The 23,637-nt window shown below is 55.3% G+C and carries 21 protein-coding genes; 5 read left to right on the top strand and 16 right to left on the bottom strand.

Features of this window, described 5'->3' with window-relative positions; all coding sequences use genetic code 11:
- Nucleotides 1-90: 90 nt before the first annotated feature.
- The 3 genes from fabZ to L1047_RS09790 all read right to left on the bottom strand — a co-directional run bounded on the left by fabZ (nt 91) and on the right by L1047_RS09790 (nt 2,136).
- Nucleotides 91-591: a 3-hydroxyacyl-ACP dehydratase FabZ gene (gene fabZ / locus L1047_RS09780; protein ID WP_235278935.1), complete on the bottom strand. Its 501-nt coding sequence runs from the start codon at nt 589-591 to the stop codon at nt 91-93.
- Between the two features lie 94 nt (nt 592-685).
- Nucleotides 686-1,552, bottom strand: a complete 867-nt coding sequence (gene lpxC, locus L1047_RS09785) for a UDP-3-O-acyl-N-acetylglucosamine deacetylase (protein WP_443081691.1) — start codon at nt 1,550-1,552, stop codon at nt 686-688.
- Nucleotides 1,549-2,136, bottom strand: coding sequence for a hypothetical protein (locus L1047_RS09790; protein ID WP_235278668.1), 588 nt, complete (start codon nt 2,134-2,136; stop codon nt 1,549-1,551). Before L1047_RS09790 ends, lpxC begins: the two co-directional genes overlap by 4 nt.
- Nucleotides 2,137-2,166: 30 nt before the next feature.
- Here L1047_RS09790 and L1047_RS09795 point away from each other — a divergent pair, with 30 nt between their 5' ends.
- Nucleotides 2,167-2,985 carry an RNA methyltransferase gene (locus L1047_RS09795; protein WP_235278669.1) on the top strand — a complete coding sequence of 273 codons (819 nt, stop codon included), beginning with the start codon at nt 2,167-2,169 and terminating at the stop codon, nt 2,983-2,985.
- 135 nt (nt 2,986-3,120) lie between these two features.
- Nucleotides 3,121-4,341, top strand: coding sequence for a serine hydrolase (locus L1047_RS09800; RefSeq protein WP_235278670.1), 1,221 nt, complete (start codon nt 3,121-3,123; stop codon nt 4,339-4,341).
- A gap of 23 nt (nt 4,342-4,364) precedes the next feature.
- Here the strand turns inward: L1047_RS09800 and L1047_RS09805 are convergent, their stop codons facing one another.
- From L1047_RS09805 to L1047_RS09825, 5 genes are all read right to left on the bottom strand, one after another.
- Nucleotides 4,365-5,108 carry an amino acid ABC transporter ATP-binding protein gene (locus L1047_RS09805; RefSeq protein ID WP_235278671.1) on the bottom strand — a complete coding sequence of 248 codons (744 nt, stop codon included), beginning with the start codon at nt 5,106-5,108 and terminating at the stop codon, nt 4,365-4,367.
- Entirely contained in the window at nt 5,109-5,987 is an 879-nt protein-coding gene (locus L1047_RS09810) for an amino acid ABC transporter permease (protein WP_235278672.1), read from the bottom strand. It abuts the gene before it with no gap.
- A 2-nt stretch (nt 5,988-5,989) separates the two neighbouring features.
- A complete protein-coding gene (locus L1047_RS09815; protein ID WP_235278673.1) occupies nt 5,990-6,814 on the bottom strand; it encodes an ABC transporter substrate-binding protein in 825 nt (274 codons plus the stop codon).
- 169 nt (nt 6,815-6,983) lie between these two features.
- Entirely contained in the window at nt 6,984-8,330 is a 1,347-nt protein-coding gene (locus tag L1047_RS09820) for a (Fe-S)-binding protein (RefSeq protein WP_235278674.1), read from the bottom strand.
- 63 nt (nt 8,331-8,393) lie between these two features.
- Nucleotides 8,394-8,645: a hypothetical protein gene (locus tag L1047_RS09825; RefSeq protein ID WP_235278675.1), complete on the bottom strand. Its 252-nt coding sequence runs from the start codon at nt 8,643-8,645 to the stop codon at nt 8,394-8,396.
- A 155-nt stretch (nt 8,646-8,800) separates the two neighbouring features.
- On the opposite strand from L1047_RS09825, the gene L1047_RS09830 reads away from it, so the two are divergent.
- Entirely contained in the window at nt 8,801-9,121 is a 321-nt protein-coding gene (locus L1047_RS09830; RefSeq protein ID WP_235278676.1) for a hypothetical protein, read from the top strand.
- A 63-nt stretch (nt 9,122-9,184) separates the two neighbouring features.
- Here the strand turns inward: L1047_RS09830 and L1047_RS09835 are convergent, their stop codons facing one another.
- Entirely contained in the window at nt 9,185-11,065 is a 1,881-nt protein-coding gene (locus tag L1047_RS09835; protein WP_235278677.1) for an AMP-dependent synthetase/ligase, read from the bottom strand.
- A 575-nt stretch (nt 11,066-11,640) separates the two neighbouring features.
- Here L1047_RS09835 and L1047_RS09840 point away from each other — a divergent pair.
- Nucleotides 11,641-12,231, top strand: coding sequence for a protein-L-isoaspartate(D-aspartate) O-methyltransferase (locus L1047_RS09840; RefSeq protein WP_235278678.1), 591 nt, complete (start codon nt 11,641-11,643; stop codon nt 12,229-12,231).
- Here L1047_RS09840 and L1047_RS09845 read toward each other — a convergent pair.
- The 7 genes from L1047_RS09845 to L1047_RS09870 form a co-directional block, all read right to left on the bottom strand.
- Nucleotides 12,228-12,998: a glycerophosphodiester phosphodiesterase gene (locus L1047_RS09845; RefSeq protein ID WP_235278679.1), complete on the bottom strand. Its 771-nt coding sequence runs from the start codon at nt 12,996-12,998 to the stop codon at nt 12,228-12,230. The genes L1047_RS09840 and L1047_RS09845 overlap by 4 nt on opposite strands.
- Nucleotides 12,995-14,317 (bottom strand): TAXI family TRAP transporter solute-binding subunit, encoded by a 1,323-nt coding sequence (locus L1047_RS09850; protein ID WP_235278680.1) that lies wholly within the window; start codon nt 14,315-14,317, stop codon nt 12,995-12,997. The genes L1047_RS09845 and L1047_RS09850 overlap by 4 nt, the downstream gene beginning before the upstream one ends.
- A 51-nt stretch (nt 14,318-14,368) precedes the next feature.
- Complete coding sequence (locus tag L1047_RS09855) at nt 14,369-14,965, bottom strand: chromophore lyase CpcT/CpeT (RefSeq protein WP_235278681.1); 597 nt, start codon at nt 14,963-14,965, stop codon at nt 14,369-14,371.
- Nucleotides 14,966-15,049: 84 nt separating this feature from the next.
- Nucleotides 15,050-15,949, bottom strand: coding sequence for a PspA/IM30 family protein (locus tag L1047_RS09860; protein WP_235278682.1), 900 nt, complete (start codon nt 15,947-15,949; stop codon nt 15,050-15,052).
- Nucleotides 15,950-16,052: 103 nt separating this feature from the next.
- Nucleotides 16,053-16,181: a hypothetical protein gene (locus L1047_RS16515; protein WP_268836295.1), complete on the bottom strand. Its 129-nt coding sequence runs from the start codon at nt 16,179-16,181 to the stop codon at nt 16,053-16,055.
- 257 nt (nt 16,182-16,438) lie between these two features.
- Entirely contained in the window at nt 16,439-18,541 is a 2,103-nt protein-coding gene (locus L1047_RS09865) for a CSLREA domain-containing protein (protein WP_235278683.1), read from the bottom strand.
- 227 nt (nt 18,542-18,768) lie between these two features.
- Entirely contained in the window at nt 18,769-19,779 is a 1,011-nt protein-coding gene (locus L1047_RS09870; RefSeq protein WP_235278684.1) for an NAD(P)/FAD-dependent oxidoreductase, read from the bottom strand.
- Nucleotides 19,780-19,967: 188 nt separating this feature from the next.
- Between L1047_RS09870 and L1047_RS09875 the strand changes: the two genes are divergently transcribed.
- On the top strand, nt 19,968-23,585 hold the full coding sequence (locus tag L1047_RS09875) for a helicase-related protein (RefSeq protein WP_235278685.1): 3,618 nt from the start codon (nt 19,968-19,970) through the stop codon (nt 23,583-23,585).
- Nucleotides 23,586-23,637: the final 52 nt, after the last annotated feature.

Raw genomic sequence — 23,637 nt, forward strand, 5'->3', positions numbered from 1 at the left:
TAGGGCACCCGGTTGGGAAAAACGACCCACAGGGCCCACGAGGTAACAGGCCAGGGATCCCGCTTGCCCCCGAACGTTGCTCTACCGCCATCAATCCACTAAGGAGAACATCAGCTCTCCCTCCGTCACCAACTGGCCCCCCACTTGGGCTCGGCAAAACATCTTGCCAATCCGCTTCTGGCGAATGGTGAGCAAATCGGCAGAGAGCAGCAGTTGATCCCCTGGCAGCACCGGGCGGCGGAAACGAATGTTATCGATCCCGGCAAAGAGCGCCAAATGCCCCGCCACATCTGGTAGCTTAGTGAGCACGATTCCCCCCACCTGTGCCATGGCCTCGACGATCAAGACGCCGGGCATGATCGGTCGGTTGGGGAAATGGCCTTGGAAGAAGGGTTCGTTAAAGGTGACATTTTTCAAGCCCACGGCCCGCTGCCCTGGCTGATACTCCACCACCCGATCCACCAGCAAAAAAGGATAGCGATGGGGCAGGATCTCCAGAATTTGATCGGCTGTAAAAACGGCTGGGGCTGCCGCCAATTGGGCTGCCGCTTCAGCAGAGAGCAGAGAAGTGGGGGTCACGTCGGTGGACATGGTGAGATGGGAAGAGCAAGACACAACTTCGATGGGCAAACCTGATCTGAGTCACGGCAGCTTTGGCAATGGATAGCGGCATCCCTGACTGGCCTCACTCCGCATGGATCAGCAGGGATCCACTGTTGAGAAGCTGCTCCGAGAGGCGGTGGTGCAGCGCATGGCCCGCCTTGTAGGCGACAATATGCCCCTGCAATCGATAGCCCAACAGGCTGAGATCTCCTAGTAAATCTATCAGTTTATGGCGCACTGGCTCATCGGGATAGCGCAGCGGCCCCAACCACTCCGTCTCAGTACAGACAATCGCATTGTCCAAGCTGCCCCCCTTGATCAAGCCGCGCTGACGCGCCAGTTCCACATCCTGCTGCCGGGTGAAGGTGCGGGCCGGGGCGATGGATTCCACAAAATCCGCTGCCGTAGCTATCCAGCTCAGCCACTGTTGTCCAATCGGCGAGTTGGCAAAATCGATGCCATAGGTGAAGCGGGCTGTAGGGTAAGGGAGGGCGCTGACAAAAGCCTCTCCTGCCCAGACAGTGACGGGTTCTTTGATCACCCCTAGCAGCGTTGGTTGATGCTGCGCCAGGATCCCAGCCTGGGCAATTGCCTCCACAAAGGGTAAGGCCGAGCCATCCAAGATCGGCAGTTCCGGCCCATTCACCTCGATGCGGCAGTTGTCAATGCCCAGAGTGTAGAGGGCTGCCAATAGGTGTTCTACAGTCTGCACCTGAGATCCCTCACATCCTCCTGGACAGGTGTGCTGCAACAGGGTGGAAAGATGGGCCGGGGCCAGGGATCCCAACTGGGCCGGGATGGTGGGGGATCCCGGTTGATCCACCCGTACAAAGACTCGCCCCATATCTACAGGAGCAGGATGCAGGGTACAACGCACCGATAGGCCCGTATGTAAGCCAATTCCCTCAAGGGAGATGGGACTGGCCAGGGTGTGTTGCAGAACCCTCATCGCTCTTGGCCCTGATCAAAAACCCGATAGTACAGCTCTCGGTAGCCCACCCGCAGGCTGCTGCGGGCATCCGCCAATTTTTCTTTGCGGCTGCGGGTGCTGTAGGTGCTGAAAACTTCGTAGGTATCTCCCTCAAAGAAAAAGGAAGAGACATCCGAGACCTCTTCTCCCCCCAGCAACTGCCAGCGCCCTTGGCGAAACTGCAGCCGATAGTGGGCTTTATCAAGGCTGCCAGAAGGGCGATCGATGATGGCGTTGATCGTACCCTCGTACTCCAGGGTGGGATCCGTGTCTGTGCCTAAAATGGGTCTGACCTCCACTGAAATGTCCCGGTAGCGACAGTTGGGTCGGTTACACAGGCGGATCGTTTGCATGGCCTCGCCAATGGCTTCTAAGCGTTGTTGGGCCACTGCCTGTGGGGTATGGGGAATGACCTCCACTGCTGGGGAAAGTGCTTCTGGAGCAATTTTAGTGGGGCTTGCCGCCATCCCCAGGGATCCCCACCCCACCCCAATCAGCAATAAACAGACCAAGCCTAGCCAACGACAAAGGGATCCCATAGGCACAAACTGTGACAGAATCAAACTTCTCTACTCTAGGGGATCCTGACTGCGGTGCAGCCATTTTCCGACTCTGGCCGTGAGCGACTGGCACAGGTTCGGATTGTGTTGGTACAACCGGCTGGGCCACGCAATTTGGGCTCGATTGCCCGAGTCATGAAGAATATGGGTCTCAGCCAGTGGGTGGTGGTGGATCCCCAATGTGATCTGCTGGATGCGGAAGCCCTCGCCATGGCCGTCCATGGGGCAGATCTGCTCTATCAGGCTCAGAAAGTGCAGACTTTACCAGAAGCTCTGCAGGGATGTGTGCAGGTCTTTGGAACGACAGGGCGCATCGAACCCTACCCGCCAGAATGGCAAATCCAATCCCCCCGTCAGGCATTCTCCTCTTTGCTAGAAAGGCTAGAAAGTGGCCCTGCCGCCCTGGTGTTTGGCCCCGAGGATCGCGGCTTGAGCAACGAAGAGCTGGCCCTTTGTCAGCATCAAGTCCGAATTCCTACCGCTGCAGTCTACCCTTCCCTGAACCTGGCTCAGGCAGTGGGCATTTGCTGTTACGAATTGTACACCCTCAGTTGTGAAAGGTCTGATCCCCTTCACCCCCCTTTGCCATTGGCACCCTTTGGAATGTTGGAAGGGTTTTTCCAGCACTTAGAGGCGCTGCTGTTGCAGATTGGTTACTTACACCCCCACACGGCCCGCCGCAAGATGCTCAAGTTTCGTGCCCTATTCCAGCGGGCTGGCCTGACGGTAGCGGAGGTGGCCCTGTTGCGCGGGATCCTGCGGCAATTGCGGTGGAGTCAGGAGCTACCCAAGGCAGAGGCTCCTCAACAGGGATCGATCGAAAGGGATCCCCCCCAGAACAGCTCACCCTGATCGGTCGTCGGGGGATGACCAGGGTTTACACTTAAAAACACTCTTGAGCCAGGCCAGTTTTCTGTATCTGTGTGTTTAATCAAACCAGGCTCGCTCGAGCTGCTTCAGGAGGGTTGTGTCGAGGAAGTTGCTTTCATGACCAGGACAAGGGAGGGGAAGGGCAACAGCCCCAGCAGTAAGAGGTCGTCGCGGGATCCCCTGCGTCGTCAGCGCCGCCCCTCGCGTTCTGCTGAACTCTCCTCCAGTTCAACCAGTCTCAACGCAGGTTCATCCACAGGGGGGGGGTCGTCTTCGTCTCCACCGCTGCGGCTTTCCCGCCAAAGAGCCATCACTCGCCTGCGTCAACGGGCGGCCCAGCCTAGTCGTCTGAACCGCTCTAAGTCTTTGGGAGGCGTGTTGCTGCGTGGCTTGAGCCTGAGCATTGTTTTGGGGTTGATGATGGCGGGCCTGTCACAACTGCTGCAATCCACCCCCCCAGCTCTTCCGGAACGGGCTGTGAGCACCGGTAGCCTTGAACCCACCGAGTCCCCTCTATCCGCTTTGCCCACCGACCTTCCCAGAGGAGAAGAAATCCCGGTTTTGCAGGAGCATTTGGTGGCTTTGGCCACTCAACCGGGTTTGACGGCAGGGGCTTTGTTTTGGGATGTGGAAACCGGAAATTTTGCTGGGGTACGGCCGGATCAGGCTTTTCCTGCCGCCAGTGTGATTAAAATCCCGATTTTGTTGGCCTTTTTCCAAGCCGTAGAAACAGGCCAAGTGCAGATGGATGAGATGCTCACCCTGCGGGATGACTTGAAGGGAGGGGGGGCCGGTCTATTACAAACCCGGGCCATCGGATCCCAGGTTTCGGCTCTAGAAGCTGCCACCCTGATGAGCACCGTCAGCGATAACTTCGCCACCAACCTGATCATCGACCGTCTTGGTGGGCAAGAAATTCTGAACCAGAAGTTTCGCCAATGGGGCCTACAACACACACAAATTTCCTGGTGGTTGCCCGATTTGGAGGGCACCAATACCAGTAGCCCCCGCGACATCGTTTGGCTCCTCAGCCAAGTGGAACAGGGACGGATGCTGAACCGCCGCAACCGCGATCGCTTCCTGGACATTCTCTGGCGTACCCAGCGGCCCTCCTATTTCCGCCCCAACCTAGGTCAAGAGGTGCGGATCGCCCACAAAACTGGCACCCTACGCTCTGTGGTGGGAGATGCCGGCCTCATCGACCTGCCCAATGGCCGCCGCTACCTAGCAGCAGTATGGGTAAAGCGAGAAACTCCCAACGATGCCAAAGCAGAAGAGTTGATCGCCAATCTATCGCAAGCCGCATACGAATACTGGTCTGTTGTCCGGGATCCCTAGCAAGACCAGCCCGCAGAGAAGGGCTAAAGCCTACCCGCCGCAATAATCCGCTGCAAAAATTGTTGAGTGCGGGGGTGTACTGGTTGGGAGAATACCTTTTGGGGAGTGTTTTCTTCCAAAATACGTCCCTCCGCCAAAAAGCACACCCGATCGGCCACATCCCGAGCAAAGCCCATCTCGTGGGTGACAATGATCATCGTCATCCCCTTGGTTTTCAGCTCCCGAATCACCTCCAAGACATCCCCCATCAATTCGGGATCCAAAGCAGCGGTTACTTCATCCAGCAACAAGACATCCGGCTGTGTGGCCAAAGCTCGCACAATCGCCACCCGTTGTTGTTGCCCGCCCGAAAGTTGTTCCGGATAGCTGTGGGCAAAGGTCTTCATACCAAAGCGATCCAACAGGGACATAGCCAGCTCCCAACTTTCTATCTTGGAGACGCCATGCACTTTGCGAGGTGCAAGGGTGATATTTTCCAGCACACTTAGATGGGGAAATAGATTGTAGGACTGAAAAACGATGCCAATTCTTTTTTGCAGTTGATTGTTGCCAAAGCGGGGATCCGTAATCGGGATCCCGTCTAGATAGATGCGGCCATAGTCAAAATCCACCAAGCGATTGATGCAGCGCAGCAGGGTGGATTTGCCGGATCCAGAGGCCCCAATCAGACAGACGACCTCATGGTTTTGAACACTGAGGTTGACCGAGTGCAAAACCAAGGTCTGTCCGTAATATTTGGTCAGATTTTCGATGCGGATCCGCTCCATCTAGAGTGTCCTTTGCAGTCGCCGGTCTCGATCCCGTCTGGCAATAGTATCGGTGAAACGGGCCAAGGGAATGGAGGTGACCAAAAACAGCAACGCAGCAGCCACCAACGAAGAGTAATTAAACGTACGGGCCGTATAGATCTGGGCCTCTCGCACCGCATCCCGTACCCCCACTACACTCAGTAGAGCCACATCCTTTTGCAGGGCTACCGCCAGGTTGAGGAGGGCGGGCAACACATTCCGCACCGCTTGGGGCACGATGGCGTAGCGCAATGTCTGCCACTGGGATAACCCCAACGCCTTGGCCGCCGCCCGTTGCCCCTCATGTACCGCCTCCATGCCGGAGCGATACACCTCCGCAGCATAGGCAGAATAGCTGAGTACCATCGCCGTTCCTGCCCAAAATAAGCTAGTTCGGGGCAAACCTGGAATTTGTAAGGCCGGGATCCCAAACCCAAACAGCAACACCAGCAACAGTGCCGGCAAGCCCCGAAACAGGTCAATATACACCACCGTGAACAGGCGCAGAGGGGCAAACCACGGCCCACTCAAGGAGCGAAACACCGCCAGCACCAAGGCCCAGACGGCAATACAGCAGAGAACCACCCCCCAGACGGCTAGGTTGGTCCAAAAGCCGCGCAACACTGCCGGAAACGCCTCCAACATGGCGCTGCCGTTGAAAAATTGCCGCTGGATGCGGGGCCACTGCTCAGACGAGCCTACCAAGCAGGCCAAACTGCCAAACACCACCGCCACGCTGACGACGCTGATCCCCAACGGGATCCATCGCTCTTGCAGGCTGAGGGTTTTCTGGGCAGGTGGGGGCGGATCCCCCAATGCTGTGCTCCAAGGGGAGCCTAGAGGTGGCTCGCCCTCCATCCTCATTCACGGATCTCCGGGATCACCTCATCCCCCACCAGATAGGTTTGGGTCAGATCTTCCACCACACCGCGCTCGATCACGGCGGCCAACGCCTCATTGACCCAGTCCACCAAAGGATTGTCTTTTTCAAACAGCAAGCCATGGCCACGGTCATTCTCGTCCGGGGGCAACAAGGCCGTGATCTTGGCCTCCGGCACCTGCACCGCCGTTACAAACAAGGCTGTGGGTAGGGCAACCACCGTGGCATCGATCAAATCCCCCTGCATAGCCTGAAATACCCCCGCTTGGTCGTCGTAAACCGCCACATTGCTGATGCCGAGAATGTTTTCGAGGTAATCCAGATCTGTGGTGCCGACGGTGGCTCCCCAGCGGGCTTGGCGCAGCTCCTCGAAACTGCTGGCCCCCACCACCGGGCTATCCGGCAGCGCCACCACAGCCTTATCCGGCTGGTAATAGACACTGGAGAAGGTCACCACCTCGGAGCGAGCTTCTGTCACCGAAATCTGTTGAATGGCAAAATCGTAGGACTTGGGGCCAGGGGCGATGGACTGCTCAAAGCTCTCCCGTACCCACACCACATCCTCGGGGGCAAAACCCATCTCTGCGGCCAGGGCATAGACCAAACCATTTTCAAAACCCTCACCCCCCGCCGGATCATCATTGAGCATCCAGGGGGGAAACACGGGATCCCCAGTGGCCACCGTCAGTTGACCCGGATTAAACAGCCGTGGATCGTTGGGGGTACGCTCTTGGGCCGCCGTGCTCACCGCTAACCCCAACCCCAGACCAACTGCTGCCAACACAGGAACGAGCTCGCGAACCATACCAGCCTCCGGTGGATTGCAAAGGATGAGGGGATATGCACCGCTGATGGCAGCGACGCGCTCTAGATCGCTCTAGATAAAGAACTAAAGTGTGAATGGGAAGAAGGATAGCACGCCCAAACCCTATCCCAGAGTCAGCCTGGGCACATTCTGGGTGCATCCAGGAGAATCAGGATCCCGGCTGAAAGGCTTGTTGCTGGGGTTGCATGGCTCGATCCAGCAGCTCCATCGGGTGAACAATCGGAATCCCCTGCCGGCCCTGTAAGTCCAAGTGCTTCTGGATTTGTAGGCGGCAACCGATATTGGCGGAGACGATCCCTTGAGCGCCCGTATTGAGGAGATTTTCAACCTTTTGGGATCCCAGCTCAGCCGCTACCTTGGGTTGTAATAGGTTATAAACTCCAGAGCTGCCACAGCAGAGGGCGGCATCCACTGGATCCCGGAGTTCTAGCCCTGGAATTTGCCGCAACAGTTGTCGGGGTTCTTGGCTGAGCCGTTGCCCATGCAGCATGTGACAAGCATCTTGATAAGCCAGCACCAGCGGTTCCGGTTGCAGCGGATGTAGGGGAGTGGTGAGCCCCACCTGAGCCAGAAACTCTTGAATATCCCTAACTTGGGCAGCGAAACGGGCGGCTTTCTCCTTGTAGTCGGGATCCTTGCTCAAAATGTGGCCATATTCTTTTAGGGTGTGCCCACAGCCAGAAGCGTTGATCAAAATTGCATCCAGCTCATAGGGAGCGAAAGTTTCGATCATGTGGCGGGCTAGGTTTTCCGCCTGTTGCAGTTGTCCTTGATGATGGGGCAGAGCGGCACAACAGCCCTGATGGGGGGGGATCACCACCTCGCAGCCATTCCGGGTCAAGACGCGAATACTGGCTTCATTCACTTGAGGTGTAAACAGACGTTGCACACAGCCAAGAATCAACCCCACCCGAAAGCGCCGTTCTCCCACCGCCGAGATCCGCTCAGGGTACTGCTTGGGAAGGAGTTGCTCGGTTTCGAGCGGGGGCATGAGAGATTCCATGGCCGCCAGACGGGGGGAGATTTTCTCCAATCCCTTGCTGATCCAGCGGCTCGCCCCTAGGCGTTGATACAGCCAGAGGGGCCACAACAAAGGCCGCAGCCGCCCTGGGTAGGGGAACACTGAAAAGATAAATTGACGGTAAAGCCGATCCCAAACATTGCGCGGGTAGTTGCGCTCAATTTGCGGTCGGGTGGCGGCGATCAGTTGGTCGTATTGCACCCCTGAGGGGCAAGCAGTGACACAGGCCAAACAGCCCAGACAACTGTCAAAATGGGAAACCGTAGCCGGAGACAAAGAAATTTGACCCTGATTGAGGGCATCCATTTGGTAGATGCGCCCACGGGGAGAATCGGTTTCTTTGCCGATAACGCGGTAGCTGGGGCAGGTGGTTAGGCAAAAGCCGCAATGCACGCAGGCATCGATCAATTTGGGATCTGGCGGGTTAGATTCATCGAATCTTGGCCCTTCCGATACAGCTATTGGCCCAGACATATCGCGCTCTCGGGACATGAATAAAAAAATAAAAAAGAGGGATTTTCGGGTCAGGGATCCCGTTTAGGAGGGGAGTTGATCATGCCGCTGCAGCAACTCCTTAAGCAAAGACAGGGCTTCGCTATCGAAGTTGTTGTAGGTGATGGCCTCTTGCAAAAAGGCTTTCTCTGCTTCAGAAATGTGCCCATCCTGCAAAATCAAGGTTTTCAGGCCATCTGCCTCAAAGCGGTCGATCACATTGTCGTCTTCCAGGAAAAAAGCCAGCGCCTGCCGCAAAGACTCGATTTTGTCTTCTGGCTCCACGGGATCCGCCATTTGCCCTACTCTCTGCCACGGTTCCTCTGCATCTTAATCCGGGAACAGCCTCCCAGAGGCAAACCCTTCCACATCCAAACTCCCGCTTTGTGCGTACTACCCTATAGAAGAGATTTGCCTAGCGGATCCCATTGTCCCTCACCTTCTTCGAACCGATGAACCTACGACCCATCTTCGCCCGGGCCCTTGTGGGAGCAGCTCTTTCCGGTCTGGCCCTCTCCGGGTCAGCTCTGGCTCAAGCCAACCTGCGGGAACTCCCTCCTGATCTGGCGGAACAATTGACCACAGAACAAATTTTGCAAGCCTGCGCCAGCAACCAAGCCGATACGTTGCCCAGCCCCTTCCCGGATGTGGTGCCGAGCGATTGGGCCTACAAAGCGGTGCTCACCCTCTACTACTGTGGTGCCTACCGTGGGGCGATTCCCCCAGAGCAATACCAGCGCTATCTGGAGCAACAACGGGGATCCCAAACCTAGCTGGAGGGGGGAGCCTGTCCCGCCAACGCCAAGAGGATCCCTCTCATGATACGGACGCTCATCTCAAGCTGGATACAGCTCCTTCAGCAGATGGGCATAGCGCTCGGCCACGGGGTTGCGCTTGATCTTCAGGGTTTGGGTCATGAGGCCGTTTTCCACGCTCAGGGGTTCCGGCAAAAAGCGAAAATCCCCAATTTGGTCATCCGGTCGATAACCCGGTCGCTGGCGGATGCGGGTGTGCAACTCTTCCAAAATCAGGGAACGCACCTGTGGGCTAGCCAGCAACTCCGGTTCGGAAGTCGGGATCCCTTGTTCGGCGGCCCAGGCTTGCAGGGCATCCAGGTTGGGGTAAATGAGGGCTGCCAATTTTTTCTGATCCTGCCCAATCACCACGATCTGATTGATGTAGGGACATTGCAGACACACATCTTCTAAGGGTTGCGGCTCAATATTTTCTCCATTAGAAAGCACGATCGTATCCTTGGCCCGCCCGGTGATCACCAGTTGCCCGTCGGGGGTGAGCCAACCCAGATCTCCAGTATCGAACCAGCCCTCCGCAGTCAGCACTTTCGCCGTGGCTTCAGGGTTGTTGTAGTAGCCCATCATCACCTGAGGGCCACGCGCTGTAATCAACCCTTTTTCGCCCTGAGGTAAGGGATCCTGGGTTTCCGGATCGACAATGCGAAACTCGGTGCCCGGCAAAGGAGGACCCGCCGTACCGCGCACGTTCCACTCAGGCCGCCGCGCACACAGTACCGGAGAGGTTTCCGTCAGGCCATAGCCGTTCAAAATGGAAATTCCGGCGATTTCGTAGAACAGATCCAGGTAAGCCGGCAGGGATCCACCCCCGCTGATGGCATGTTGAAAGTTAGACCCCAGGGCTTGCCGCACTTTTCTGTAGATCAGCAGATCCCCCAATTGGTACACAGGCCACAGCAGCAGATGTTGTACCCGAGCCTGAAGACGCTCAGCCCCACTGGCCCCGTAGTGCAAAATCGACTGATTCCGAGCCACACGACCCGCCAGTACGTAGCGTTCGCTCAGCCGGATCAACCCACGAATAATCCGCTGCATCAGGGCACTTTTTTCATTAAATTGTCGTTGGATCCCATCATAAACAGTTTCCCAAATGCGGGGAACAGCGATGAGAAAATGAGGCTGTTCTTGTTTGAGATCCTGCTTGATAAAGCGTGGATTGGTATAGACCAACGTACAAACACGACTGAGAAGAAAATATTCACAAGCCCGTTCGTAGGAGTGCCAAGTGGGCAGAATGGTCAACACTTTATTCCCCGGTTGCGGCTGTACGACCACCCCCAAGTTCTCTACCTGGTGCATGAGGTTGCCGTGGCTGAGCATCACCCCTTTCGGTCGACCAGAGGTACCGGAGGTGTAGATGATGGTGGCCAGTTGGGAGCGATCTAGGCGTGGGGGTTCATAAACTTGATCCCGTCCTTTTTGCAGCCACTGCGGAAAGTTCAATACCCCTGCCTGTTCCTCATCCGAAAGCATCAGCACCCGCTCGAGACCCAATTCCTGCACATCCGACTGGATCCGCTTCAGGGTTTTCAGATCCTGCACGATCAAGGTGGTACTGCCGGAGTGGCGCAAAATGTAGCCCAGCTCCTCTGGGTCGGCAATGGCGCTACGAGGCACATTCACCGCCCCCGTAAACATGGTGGCCAAGTCCGCCATCAACCAGCGGGGGGAGTTATCGGCAATCAGGGCAACCCGATCCCCAGGGCGGATTCCCAGGGCTTGCAACCCGCTCGCTAGCGCTTGTACCCGTTGGAAGAACTCCCCGTAGGTAATTTCGAAAACCGGCTGCACATGGGGATCCCGCAGGGCGATGTGCTTGGGAAATTGTTCGGCTAACCTCTGCCAGACGTTCAGCAGCGTCGTCCCAGGAGCAGTGGGGGTAGCAGAAGCGATGGCAGTCGTCATAATCTGTACCGTAAATCACATTTACAGTCTAGTAAACCAGGTTCTTTCCCCAGGGATCCCTCAGGACAGTTTACGATCTGTCACCGAACTGGCGATCCGCGCCCAGGCTGAGGCGGGATCCCCAAACCCGATTCCAACTTTTAGTAGGCAACGATCTCTTAACGATCTCTTCATTAAAGCTGTAAGTTCCTCGCCGGGTGCGTCAGGATAGAAATAAGCTTTCCCAAAGCGTTTCTCAGTCAACGTTTCTTATGCAAGGGGGGCTTTCGTCATCGGTTATGGAGATATCAAAGCCCCCACAAAGCCTTCCAGAAAATCGTAAGTCAGACCCTACAGGGATCCCTTGTCTCCAGAGTTGTATGGGAGTTGTGCGATGACCCCGAAACAAGACTTCGCCAGCAGGATCGCGGCACCCATAGCAGAAGGGGAAGAGAAAGATCCTAGCAACCCATTATCTTGGAGGTTGTATACCAATGGCCGGCCCACCTCCGTCTTTTCGTGAGGGCAATTCCCACTCTTTATCCAGGCTCTCTGAGGCGAGAGCACTTGATCCTTTTGCCTTAGAGCGAGAGCAAATGGTTAGAGAGCAAATCATCCAACGAGGGATCCAGGATCAACGGGTAATTCAGGCTATGGAAAGGGTTCCCCGTCATCGTTTTGTCCCCCCTGAACAACAAGCTCGCGCCTATACGGATCGTCCGCTATCCATTGACTGTAATCAAACAATTTCTCAGCCCTATATCGTTGCTTTTATGACGGAAGCGGCCCACATTACATCGGACTCGGTGGTGCTGGAAATTGGCACCGGATCGGGTTATCAAGCGGCAGTCTTGGCGGAACTGGCCAAACAGGTTTATAGCCTGGAGCGGATCCCTTCCTTGGCCGAGCAAGCCAAACAAAATTTGCAGGCTTTGGGCTATCGAAATGTGGAGATACGTCAGGGGGATGGCTACCAAGGTTGGCCAGAACATGCCCCCTATGATGCCATTGTGGTAACGGCGGCTCCTCCTACTCTGCCGCCCCTTCTACTGGATCAACTGGCGATAGGAGGCACATTGGTGGTTCCAGTCGGGGAGGGATCCCAATCTTTGTTGATCCTCGGCAGAACAGCACAAGGGTTTGTGCAAAAGGGCTCTTTCCCGGTTCAGTTTGTCCCAATGCTTTAAGCCGATTCATGACCTGATTCATGCAAAAGATCGGCGCGGATTTGTAAAGCCAATTGGGGATAATCGGTGATTAGTCCGAGAATGGCATCAGCCTGTAAACAATCTTTCATCTGCTCAGGATCGTTGACCGTCCAGACATAGAGCGGGATCCCGGCTTGAGTGGCTAAGTTAAGAAATTCTGGATCAATCCAGCTGTGGTGAGGGGCGAGAAAATCAGCGCCTAAATCTCGACTGTATCGGAATAGGGATCCGGTTGTGGGTTCCGTTGTCTGTGAATCTTGGGTTTCCGGGTCTTTCCTGTCTACCAGCAGCCCAACTTGTAGCTGCGGATCCCATATTTTCACCTGCTGAACCACCTGCGGCAAAAAGGAGGTGATGACGTAGTGATCTGGGGTGAGAATGTCGCGGATCAAGGCCAGAACCTGTGTTTCATATCCCGCTTCTTTAAGTTCGATATCGAGGGTGATTTTGCCTTTGATGTGCAACAGGGTCTCTTTAAGGGTGGGGATCGTGGGTTTGCGGGTTTGAATCTCCACCCAAGTTAAGGCTGCTACGGGTTGTCCCCCCAAGTCAGTATCGTGAAAAATGAGCGGGATCCCGTCCTGGCTGCGGCGGACATCCAGCTCGATCTGATCGGCCCCCACCTGAATGGCTGCGGTAAAGGCTGCTAGGGTGTTTTCTTCTGCTTGGGTGTGATCCCCACGGTGGGCGATGATCTGGGTTCGCGAGGTGCCTAGCACTGGATCTTCTGAAAAATTGAAGGTCATACTCGAGTCCTGGGAGCAGGGTTGGGTTCTGGGCTTGGGGCCTCCATCAAGATCCGCTCCCGGTGGCGCAAGGTAGTGAAGGCGACTTCCCAGGGTAGGGTAAAAGACTGAAAGGATTCGGGGTTAATGCGGTCTTGATCTAGATCCGAAACCACCTGGCGTAGGATCTCAAACAGTTGTCGCCGCAATTGGGCCATTGTTTCTAAGTCGGTGCTGTCTTCAATTTGGGCCACCAAATCCAAGAGCTGCAAATTGTACATGTCGGCACGATTTTTTTGGCGTTCCTGAAGCCACAAGCGGAACTGCCACAAGCTAGACAACAGCAGCACCAATACCGACAAAATAAACCCCAAAGATTCGGCATAACGCTCCAAAAAGCTGGGTTCGTCCTGCAGAAAATAGGCTCGCGCCCCCGCATGGAGGGGCACCCCCAGGTTTTGCGCTGATTCTGGCATAACGATTGTGGCAGCCCGGGGGTAGAGTTCTACAATCTCGTTGCGAAATTCGTAAAGCAGTTGCGTGAGGGTGTAGATCAGGGCGGGATCCACCTGGTCATGGGCCACCAGCAGAGCACGTACCCCTACCACGGCCAGATCTTCTGTGGGCATGGCTGGAAAACCTCGATAGGTACCCTTGGGTATTTCCACTTCCTCCAAGTAGGGCAGGGTGAGCTGCAGAGCCTCCGCCTGATCGATGGGTACCACCTCGGCCTGGCCAGATCCCACCAAATCCCGAATGGCAGGGTTGCCGAGGGCGGTGATGCGAAACAGGGCATCCACCTCCCCTTGGCGCAGGGCGGCATAGGCTTGTTCCACCCCCATGGGTTGGGCCTGAAAATCTTCTGGGCCCAGGTTGTAATGGGCCACCAAGGGCCAAAACAGGCTGTAGGATCCGCTGCCAACAGGCATTAGGGCAATCCGTTTGCCGGCCAAACCTGCTACTGATACAATCTTGGCTTCTGGGCGGGCTAGCAGATGAAAAAACTCGGGGAACAAGAACGACACCGCCTGTACCGGCATCCGCACGGGGGTATCGCTCTGGATCAGAGCCAGTTGCGCTCTATTTTCTTTGACCAGCTCGATGTTCTGGACGGATCCCTCGGTTTCTAGAACCTCAATGCGAATGTGGGGATGATGGCGACTGACCACAGTGGCAAGAGCTTGTCCGAAGGCGTAATACTCGCCAGTGGAACTGCCAGTGGCCAATTGCAACACATAGTTGCGGCTGTAGTAGTGGGCCACCCCCCAAACCACTCCGCCGATCCCCGCCAAGCCGAGGAACACCACCGCAAGAACAAAGCGACGACGCTGCATTTCCATGGCAACGCTTAGAGGATCCCCGATACCCCGCAAGTCTTCACTGCCAGTATCTCAGCCCCACTGAGGAAGATATCCGGAGAAATCCTGTTTTTTGACAAACTGAAATGGCCCAGAAAGGGATCCCCAAATCACTTGGTCAGTTTCCGGATCCCGCCCTTGATCAAGGCTGTGAAAATAGTCGGCCCCGATCTCAAACTCGCTATACAGATAGGTGGTTTTGCCTTTGCGCTCCACGATACACCCCTTACCGGGCACACTCTGGCCCCGATAGTGGGATCCCGTCCATTCCACCTGGGTGATACATCCGGGCAAGGGTTCCAACCCCGCTGCTGTCAGGCTGGCCAATTTCCCCAACTCCCGACCGGCACATCTGTAAGAATCGGGGGTCGTGAGGGCGTAGTTTTGAATGCGGATCCCGTCCGGAGACTCGAACAGGTGCAACACCCGCTGACGATAGGGCTGCTCGAGATAAATATCGTACAGTTGCTCCACATAAAACCCCACCCCATCCAAGACCGACCAGGGCAAGGGGCATTGATACACATGGATATTGGCAAACCAAACCGGCTCTGTGATCGCCTGTTGCAGGTTATTGAAGTGTCCGGCCATCCAGGTGGCCAGTTGTGCCAGTTGCGGAGAAACAGACATAGCTCGAGGGAGGGATCCCGACAGTGCAAACTTTCCTATTATCTCCAGCGATGAACCCGCACACTCTACTTCAGTCAGTTTCATTCAGTCCAGCTCGTCTTCCTGACCGGACGGGGATCCCAGTCCTGCTAGCTCAATACGGGTGGTTTCTACCCGCATCACCACAGCATCCAAAGACCGTTGCAGCCGTTCCACTTCTTTCAGATGGGCTTGCTTGCGCAGCAGGGCTTGGCGGGCCAGATCTTCTTGATCATTTTGTAGAGCCAGTTTGGCCCGTTCCACCCAGACCTCTACCTGTTGCTTGGCCGCTTGCAGTTGTCGCTCCAGGTGTTTTTGCTCGGTCAGGTGTTCCGCCAGGGATCCCTGTAGCTTTCGCAATTCCTGTTTTAGAGGCTGGGTTTTCGCACCTTTGCGCCGCCACTGTTGGGCCAGTAGCCCCAGCGACACCACCGCCACCGCCCCGCCCACACTCCACGCCGGGATCCCGCCCGGCAACGGGGTCGCAGCCTGGGCCATAGAAGCCGATTCCACCGCCTGCCATACCCCCAACTGGTTGGCCTGGGCATAGGTTTGTGCCTCGCTGTACCAGGTTTGCAAGACTGGATTGGGCAACTGCCAAGGGGCCACGGAGCGCCCTGCTTCCAGCATTTTTAAGTTCACCAAGCCATCGCTGCTATACACATAAGCAAACAAGCGGCCATCGGAAGCCCGCCAGGCCACATCCAACTGCACTGGTGTACCGGGAGGCAACAGTTCTTCTAAATAGTTGCGGGCCTGTCGCTCCGCCTGCAGAGATCCAATCGGCGGGCGAATGTACACCAGATCCACCTGTACAGTTTGGCCGTCGATATTCACCAGCACATCATCCCCCCCGATCACCCGCTCCACCGTACCCGAGAGCAGGGCTTGGGCTGAGGCAGCTCGTGAACTGGCCAGAGAAAACAGGGATCCCAACAGCAGGGCCAGAGGAAGGGTGGGCTTCATGCAAATGACCAAGAAAGAGGACAAGAATGGTCAAGCAAATCATAACTGCCCCCAGCTAGCGGTGGCGTTCCCGACAGAACAGTATGGATCCTCTTTTTTTGCGCTATTCCCAGAGCAAGGTTAGAGAAACAGTCTGGGCCTGATTGACCACCGGAGGATCCCCAAAACGGCTGCTCACCCCAATCGACCCAGTCGCAGCAGGTTGAGCAATCGGATCGGGCATTGTAGCCATGGAATTGTTCCTGCCACAGCTATAGATAAGTCCTACCCCTACCAACAGGAGGAAAGAGAAGGTGAGCCGGTAGATCCAAGTTAGGGATTTCCTAAGGTTCATATTTGCTGCTCCGAAGAAATCATGTGGAAGCTTTGACGTTGACAGCCCTTTCTCTAGTCACCTAGCACAGCAAATCTTGCCAATCAGTTGCTCCACAGGGGACGCAAGCCAGGCAGCATCACAGAAAACCCGTGCAAGGGCTGTAGGGAGAATCGTTACCAAGGATTGGTGATGAGCAAAATGCTACCTTCAGCCAATGCCGGGATCCCCTGAGGAAGCCCCAGTACCAGAGCGCCATTCCCATTGGATCCCTGGCAAACTTCAGGCAAAGAGGTATCAGCGGCAACTACTTCTAGGGCAAAGTCTTCAACCTCCTGTTGATTGATTTCCACGTAAAGGGCGCCTCTGAGGAGGGTATCTGAAGGGGAGAGCCCAAGACGCTCTAGAGGGGCTGGCAGCAGTAGACAGATTTTCACATCTGTAGAAGTAGCCTCCTCGCCATTGAAAAAGTTAAACGCTATTCCCTTGAGATCCTGGGCTCTTAGCGTTATCGACTCAACCCCAGAACGTTCACCTTCAGAGGTGAGCAGGCTAATGCTCCAGTCCAAACCTTGAACAAGAGATCCATCACGAAAGGGCCGGGGGGGACGCGGCGGGCGAGGGGGTTTACCCATCGGTAAGGGAGGAGATGGAGAAGGGGTCGGTGGCGGAGGGGTGAGTTCACTTTCCAGAGCACCCATATCGACGGTGCCGTTTAAGATTCTCGGAAATCCAACCCCTCGCTGATCAAATTCAATTTCTGCAGGAATTAGGGAATTATCTCCGGCGTTGATCACAGAACTCCCCGGCTGCGGAGCATGGGTCAGAATCGTTTGCCGAGCTGCCTGCACGCCCGTTTGAAAACCACCATTATTGGCCAGAGGCCCCAGGCCAAGATCTTCAGAAGCAATGCCGACAAGATTGCCGTTGCTGCCATTGATCAGCCCACCAGAAGTCTCTGTATCACCAATTAAATTATGGGATCCTGTCGCTGTACCTCTGATTTCATCGGGAGTATTCCCACTGCTATTGGTATTCCCTGCCACGATACTGTTGTCGAGAGAAAACGAATCAACACTCAGGAAATTTACCCCGCCCCCCTGCTTGGCCCGGTTGAATACGATGGTACTGTTGTTGACCTCTAGAGACTGCAGAGCAGAAACGCCGCCCCCAGACTCATTGGTGGAGTTTCCACTCAGGGTACTGTTGATCACTCTGACACTCCTAAGGCCATAGGCAGCACCACCGCGATTTCCGGCAAAATTACCGGAAAGGGTACTGTCCTGAATCCGAATGAAGTCGGCGCTGCCACCCCCTCCAGAAAAAGACGCAACGTTAAAGGTGACAAGACTCTCGACAATTGCGGCCCCCACTCGGCCATACACCCCGCCACCCGAGTTGGACGCGGTATTACCCGTTAGGGTGCTCCTAGCTACATTGACCCCTCCGGCGCTAATTCCGCCCCCACTCGAAGCACTGTTGTTGGTCAGGGTACTATCGGTTACTGTTGCTGTCTGTTCCTGAGCATAAACCCCTCCCCCTCGATTTAGGGCGCTGTTGCCCCTAAAGGAGCTGTTGGTCACGGTGGCCGAAAAAGTGGCCCCAACCCCACCGCCATAGGCGGCTTTATTGTCGAGGAAGATACTGCCGCTCACACTCACATATCTACCCGCAACCGCACCCCCTCTAAGCCCAGCAATATTGTCGATAAAGGTGCTGTTGCTAACAACGATGGTGCTCCCCCCTCCGATCCCTCCTCCAGATGCATAGCCTGTTGCTCGACCACCTCTAAGGGTTAGGTTCTCAAAAGTAGCGGTGATATTCTCAGCCACTCGAAAAATCGGAAATTCACTGGGGTTTGTGATCTCCCTTTGAACAGTAACCCGGTCGATTTCTGTAGACCCAGCCACTCGAATGATCAGCTCTTCGCTGAGCTCTGGCAGAGCTTCAAAGACTGTCACCACTTGGCCAATCATCTCACTGCTGAAGAGAATGATGTCGCCTCCCAACTCTCCAGCGGCACATTCTCCCGGAGTTGAACCAGCAGGGATGTTGCCGTTGGCCGCAAAGATCGCCTCTCGTAAAGTACACTCCCCATCATCCGCAACAACATCGGCAGCTGAATTCACGATAAGAGTCGCAGCTTCAGCCAAATTTACCCACAGCAAGAGTCCAACAAAAGGGGAGCCGGCCAAACTTAGCCATCGCCACATTCTCCCCTGTTTGCCCCGATTGATTAGCCCAAGGGATCCCTGGGATCCCAACTGAGGATTATCCATGAGCATCACTCCTCATCAAAAATAAAGAAAACAATGGGCAACCTCAGAGAGAATAGCCCTTAACAGCGCACGTAGGGATCCCTCAGCAGAATATCTTGGTTAATCTAAAAGTGGAGGGGCATAAATTATTTTCTAGCGACCTTTTTATACCGAAAATTGAGGAAATGAGTAAACAATCCAACCCATCCGAAAAAAAGATAAATTAAGCAGTATTTGAGGCAGCATTTTTAGCCTTGCGGATGGGTAGCTCTACTCAGATGTTCTTCCCACTTACGCCCTGGAGTGGCCCGGCGGATCTCCCGCCAAATCGCCGTAGCGGCCAGGGTGCCATCGGCTACAGCAATCGACACTTGGTTCAAGCCTTGCTTCAGATCCCCCAGGGCAAAGAGGCGCGGATGGGAGGTACGACACCACTCATCGGTGAGCAGATTCTCCCCCTGCCAATTCAAATCCAGGATCCCTTTTAGGTAGGCATTGTGATACTGGGATCCCATCGCCACAAGGCCGGTGGTGGCTTCGATGTGGGTGCCATCTTCCAGGTCTACCCCACTCAATTGATGGTTTTCTCCACAAAAGCGACGGATCGGGGCTTCGTAGAGGGGATAGCCATACTCATAGAGTTTTTCTCGCATCGCCGAGCTGACCGAGCACAACCCGTGGGTCAATACCGAAATATAAGGGGTAAACCAATTGAGCACAAAAGCGGCGTTAATTTGAGCCTCGGAATTGACGATCAATACAGCCTTCTGATCCCGCATTTCGTAGCCATCACAGATCAAACACACATGCAAGGAATAACCTGCATAGTCATAAACATTTTGCATATCAGGCAACTGCGGCAGGTGATCGATAATGCCAGTGGCTGCAATCAGATATTTGCTGTGAAAAATCGGGTAGAGACTGTTGGTCTTGCCCACCTTCACCTTGACGGCAAAGTGATCCCCCTCATCACTGGCATCCTCCACGAACCCGCGCAAATAGTCCACCCCCAAGCTGAGGGCGTGATCCAGGCCCTGCTGCAACAGTTCTCGCCCTGGCGTTATCGGGGCCAGACCCAGATAATTACGCAGATCCTGCATCCAAAACGAGCGACCTTTGCCCTTTTCCACCACCAAGCAACTCAATCCGTAACGGGCCAGATAAATTGCCGCCGAGAGGCCACCCGCCCCTCCCCCGGCCACGATCACGTCATACGTTTTGTTTAGAGCGACTTCTAGATTTTTGCTACTCAACTTCATGGATGGGATCCCCTTGCAATGCTTCTGTGATAACCCTTTGATCTCCATATCGACGATGTGGGGTAGCTGAGAGTGTTTCTCCTACCGTCAAGATAGTTAGCCACGAGGAGATAGAGCACATCTACACTGTGAGAAATGGTGAGTATCGGACTTTTCACAGCGACCCTATTCCCAGAAACTCATAGCCTATGGCTCAACTCGAAGATCTCACCCGTGGTACTACCGTCAAAGGCATCCTGCCGACTCACAACGTTACCGTGATTGATGCGCAGTGGCATGGCACTGATGTGGTTGAGCTGACCTATAAGGATGCAAACGGTCAACCTCACACGGAGATCCTGTTTCGCGATCGCGAACCCACCCTGGAAATTGTTACCGCAGGGCAACCCTGGAGCTTTGATGGGGATGGGGCGTTGCTGCGGCTGGTGTCCGAAGCCTATCGCATTCGGCTGGCGCACTTATTTGATCCGCTGCTAGCGGTGCATACTTCGTTGGTGGAACCCTTGCCCCACCAGATCACGGCAGTGTATAGCGAGATGCTGACCCGTCAGCCTCTGCGGTTTCTCCTGGCGGATGATCCGGGTGCGGGGAAAACCATCATGGCGGGACTGTTGATCCGGGAATTGCTGATTCGGGGGGACTTACAACGGTGCCTGATCGTGTGTCCGGGGAGTTTGGCAGTGCAGTGGCAGGATGAGTTGTCGCACAAGTTTCATCTGCCTTTTGAGATTCTGACCAATGACCGGATTGAAGCGGCTCGGACGGGAAATCCCTTTGCTGAGATACCGCTGGTCATTGTCCGCTTGGACAAGCTCAGTCGCGATGAGAGTTTACAAGCCAGGCTCAGGCAAACGGATTGGGATTTGGTGGTGGTGGATGAGGCGCACAAACTATCGGCCTCGTTTTTTGGCGGTGAAATTAAGGAAACGAAGCGTTATAAGTTGGGTAAGTTGTTGTCAACACTGACCCGCCATTTCCTGCTGATGACGGCAACGCCTCACAACGGCAAGGAAGAGGATTTTCAGCTTTTTCTGGCACTGCTGGATGGCGATCGCTTTGAGGGGCGATTCCGAGATGGGGTACATACCTGCGATGTGTCGGATTTGATGCGGCGATTGGTGAAGGAGGATCTGCTGAAGTTTGACGGCAAACCGCTGTTTCCAGAGCGGCGGGCACATACGGTGCAGTATGCCTTGTCGGAGTTGGAGGCGGTGCTGTATGGGCGAGTGACGGACTATGTGCGGGAAGAGTTTAATCGGGCAGAAGCACTGGCAAATGAGGGGCGCAAGGGGACGGTAGGGTTTGCGTTGACCATTTTGCAGCGGCGGTTAGCCTCGTCACCGGAGGCGATTTATCAGTCGTTGCGGCGAAGAAGGGAGCGATTGGAGAAGCGGTTGAAAGAGGAGAGGGAACCACAAAGGTACAAAGGATCCGAAGAAGACTCTTTGTGGTCTTTGTGTCTTCGTGGTGAGTTAGATGAGGAGGATTTGACGGCGGAAGAATGGGAGTCTGCGGAGGAAGGGCTGGTGGATCTGGCGACGGCAGCGCGGACGATCGCGGAGCTTCAGGCGGAGATTGGGCGATTGGGGGAATTGGAGGCGCTGGCGCTGCGGGTGCGGCGGAGTGGGTGCGATCGCAAGTGGGAGGAGTTGTCGCGGGTGATTCAGGGGATTTTTTCACCACAAAGGCACAAAGGACATGAAGAAAACCCTTTGTGGTCTCTGTGTCTTGGTGGTTCGTCGCGCAAATTGGTAATCTTTACCGAACATCGGGACACGCTGAACTACCTGATCCATCAGATTACCACCCTACTGGGACGACCGGAGGCAGTGGTGACGATTCACGGGGGGATGGGGCGGGAGGAGCGTAAGCGATCGGAGGAGGCGTTTAAGCAGGACGTGACGGTGCAGGTTTTGATTGCGACGGATGCGGCGGGGGAAGGGATTAACCTGCAACGGGCGCATTTGATGGTGAACTATGATCTGCCCTGGAACCCGAATCGGTTGGAGCAGCGGTTTGGGCGGATTCACCGGATTGGACAGACCGAAGTCTGCCATCTTTGGAACCTGGTGGCGGCGGAAACCCGCGAGGGGGAGGTGTATCTGGCGCTGCTCAAGAAGTTGGAGATTGAGCAAAAAGCCCTCGGTGGCCAGGTGTTTGATGTGTTGGGGAAGGCGATCGCAGGTAAGGAATTGCGAGAACTGCTGATTGAAGCGATCCGCTATGGCGATCGCCCCGATGTCAAAGCCAAGCTAGATCAGGTGGTGAGCGATCGGCTTGACCAGGCTCGTCTGCGGGAGTTACTGGAGGAACGCGCCCTCGCACGGGATACGATGGATGCGACGAAGGTTCAGCAGATCCGCCAGGAGATGGAGCGAGCGGAAGCCCGCAAACTCCAGCCCCATTTCATTGCCTCCTTTTTCCTGGAAGCCTTCCAGCGATTGGGCAGTACGATTCGACAGCGGGAACCCAAACGCTATGAAATTACCCATGTGCCGGCGGTCATTCGCAATTGCGATCGCCTCATTGGAGTGGGTGAAGCTATCTTAAAACGGTATGAGCGAATCTGTTTTGACAAGGAACTGATCAGTGTGCCTGGCAAACCGCTGGCGGCTTTTGTCTGTCCGGGGCATCCCCTCCTGGATGCGGTGCTTGACTTGACCTTAGAGCGTCATCGGGATGTGCTGCGGCGGGGGGCCATCCTGGTAGATGACAATGATCCGGGGGAGGCGGTCCGGGTGTTGGTGTATTTGGAGCATTCGATTCAGGATGCGCGCACCGAACGAGATGGGCGGCGGCGGGTCGTCTCGCGTCGAATGCAATATGTCGAAATTGACAGCACAGGTCAGACCATTGGCGCTGGTTATGCCCCCTATCTCGACTATCGACCATTAGAGGAAGCAGAAAAGCCTTTGGCAGAATCGGCGCTGAATCATTTGGGTCTTCGCGATGATATTGAAAGCAAGGCGACCAGCTACGCCATTACCCACTTGGTTCCCCAGCACCTCCAGGAAGTCCGGGAGCGCAAGGAAGAACTCATTGACAAAACCATTCGAGCGGTCAAAGATCGCTTGACCAAGGAGATCAACTATTGGGATCAACGCGCCGCTGAACTCCGCCTGCAGGAACAGGCCGGAAAGCCCAATGCCAAGCTCAACTCTGCTAGAGCACAGCAACGCGCAGATGAGTTAGCCGATCGCTTGCAAAAGCGTCTGGCTGAGTTGGAGCAGGAACGCAAGCTGTCCCCTCTACCGCCAGTGGTTGTCGGTGGGGCGCTGGTAGTGCCGATCGGGCTTTTGCAACGGTTACAAGGAAAACGGGAATCGACAACCAGTACCTTTGCCAGGGAAACCAAGCGAGTTGAGCTTGCTGCAATGGCCGCAGTTATGGCCGCAGAACGGGCGTTGGGGTATGAACCACAGGATGTGAGCGGCCAGAAATGTGGTTATGACATTGAATCCTCGGCTGGGGGTGAGGGACTTCGATTGATTGAGGTGAAGGGCCGGATCGAAGGGGCAGAGACAGTTACTGTCACTAAAAACGAAATTCTGACGGCGCTCAATAAACCCGAGAACTTTATTTTGGCGCTGGTGCAGGTGCCGATGGATCACAGTTTTCCAGAGGGGGATGCGTTTAGAGTAAAGACGACTTCGGGCACCTATGCCGTACCGGGCGAGGGGTGCATTGTGCGCTATGTGCGGCAGCCGTTTCAGCGAGAGCCAGATTTTGGGGCCAGTAGCGTGAACTACGAATGGCGGGAACTATGGGAACGGGGGGGTGAACCACAAAGACACAAAGAACACTAAGAACTTTGTGCCCTTTGTGTCTTTGTGGTTCTTTTTGTTCAGGAGTCAATTT

Source organism: Synechococcus sp. Nb3U1 (assembly GCF_021533835.1).
Classification (GTDB): domain Bacteria; phylum Cyanobacteriota; class Cyanobacteriia; order Thermostichales; family Thermostichaceae; genus Thermostichus.

Excerpts from the sequence above, each read along its gene's own strand:
- lpxC (WP_443081691.1), bottom strand. The coding sequence starts at position 1,552 with ATGAGGGTTCTGCAACACACCCTGGCCAGTCCCATCTCCCTTGAGGGA.
- L1047_RS09825 (WP_235278675.1), bottom strand. The coding sequence starts at position 8,645 with ATGGCGGATCCCGTGGAGCCAGAAGACAAAATCGAGTCTTTGCGGCAG.
- L1047_RS09850 (WP_235278680.1), bottom strand. The coding sequence starts at position 14,317 with ATGGAAATGCAGCGTCGTCGCTTTGTTCTTGCGGTGGTGTTCCTCGGC.
- L1047_RS09835 (WP_235278677.1), bottom strand. The coding sequence starts at position 11,065 with ATGACGACTGCCATCGCTTCTGCTACCCCCACTGCTCCTGGGACGACG.
- L1047_RS09870 (WP_235278684.1), bottom strand. The coding sequence starts at position 19,779 with ATGAAGTTGAGTAGCAAAAATCTAGAAGTCGCTCTAAACAAAACGTAT.
- L1047_RS09845 (WP_235278679.1), bottom strand. The coding sequence starts at position 12,998 with ATGACCTTCAATTTTTCAGAAGATCCAGTGCTAGGCACCTCGCGAACC.
- fabZ (WP_235278935.1), bottom strand. The coding sequence starts at position 591 with ATGTCCACCGACGTGACCCCCACTTCTCTGCTCTCTGCTGAAGCGGCA.
- L1047_RS09805 (WP_235278671.1), bottom strand. The coding sequence starts at position 5,108 with ATGGAGCGGATCCGCATCGAAAATCTGACCAAATATTACGGACAGACC.
- L1047_RS09875 (WP_235278685.1), top strand. The coding sequence starts at position 19,968 with ATGGCTCAACTCGAAGATCTCACCCGTGGTACTACCGTCAAAGGCATC.
- L1047_RS09820 (WP_235278674.1), bottom strand. The coding sequence starts at position 8,330 with ATGTCTGGGCCAATAGCTGTATCGGAAGGGCCAAGATTCGATGAATCT.
- L1047_RS09800 (WP_235278670.1), top strand. The coding sequence starts at position 3,121 with ATGACCAGGACAAGGGAGGGGAAGGGCAACAGCCCCAGCAGTAAGAGG.
- L1047_RS09840 (WP_235278678.1), top strand. The coding sequence starts at position 11,641 with ATGGTTAGAGAGCAAATCATCCAACGAGGGATCCAGGATCAACGGGTA.
- L1047_RS09810 (WP_235278672.1), bottom strand. The coding sequence starts at position 5,987 with ATGGAGGGCGAGCCACCTCTAGGCTCCCCTTGGAGCACAGCATTGGGG.
- L1047_RS16515 (WP_268836295.1), bottom strand. The coding sequence starts at position 16,181 with ATGGCTACAATGCCCGATCCGATTGCTCAACCTGCTGCGACTGGGTCG.
- L1047_RS09860 (WP_235278682.1), bottom strand. The coding sequence starts at position 15,949 with ATGAAGCCCACCCTTCCTCTGGCCCTGCTGTTGGGATCCCTGTTTTCT.
- L1047_RS09815 (WP_235278673.1), bottom strand. The coding sequence starts at position 6,814 with ATGGTTCGCGAGCTCGTTCCTGTGTTGGCAGCAGTTGGTCTGGGGTTG.
- L1047_RS09865 (WP_235278683.1), bottom strand. The coding sequence starts at position 18,541 with ATGGATAATCCTCAGTTGGGATCCCAGGGATCCCTTGGGCTAATCAAT.
- L1047_RS09830 (WP_235278676.1), top strand. The coding sequence starts at position 8,801 with ATGAACCTACGACCCATCTTCGCCCGGGCCCTTGTGGGAGCAGCTCTT.
- L1047_RS09855 (WP_235278681.1), bottom strand. The coding sequence starts at position 14,965 with ATGTCTGTTTCTCCGCAACTGGCACAACTGGCCACCTGGATGGCCGGA.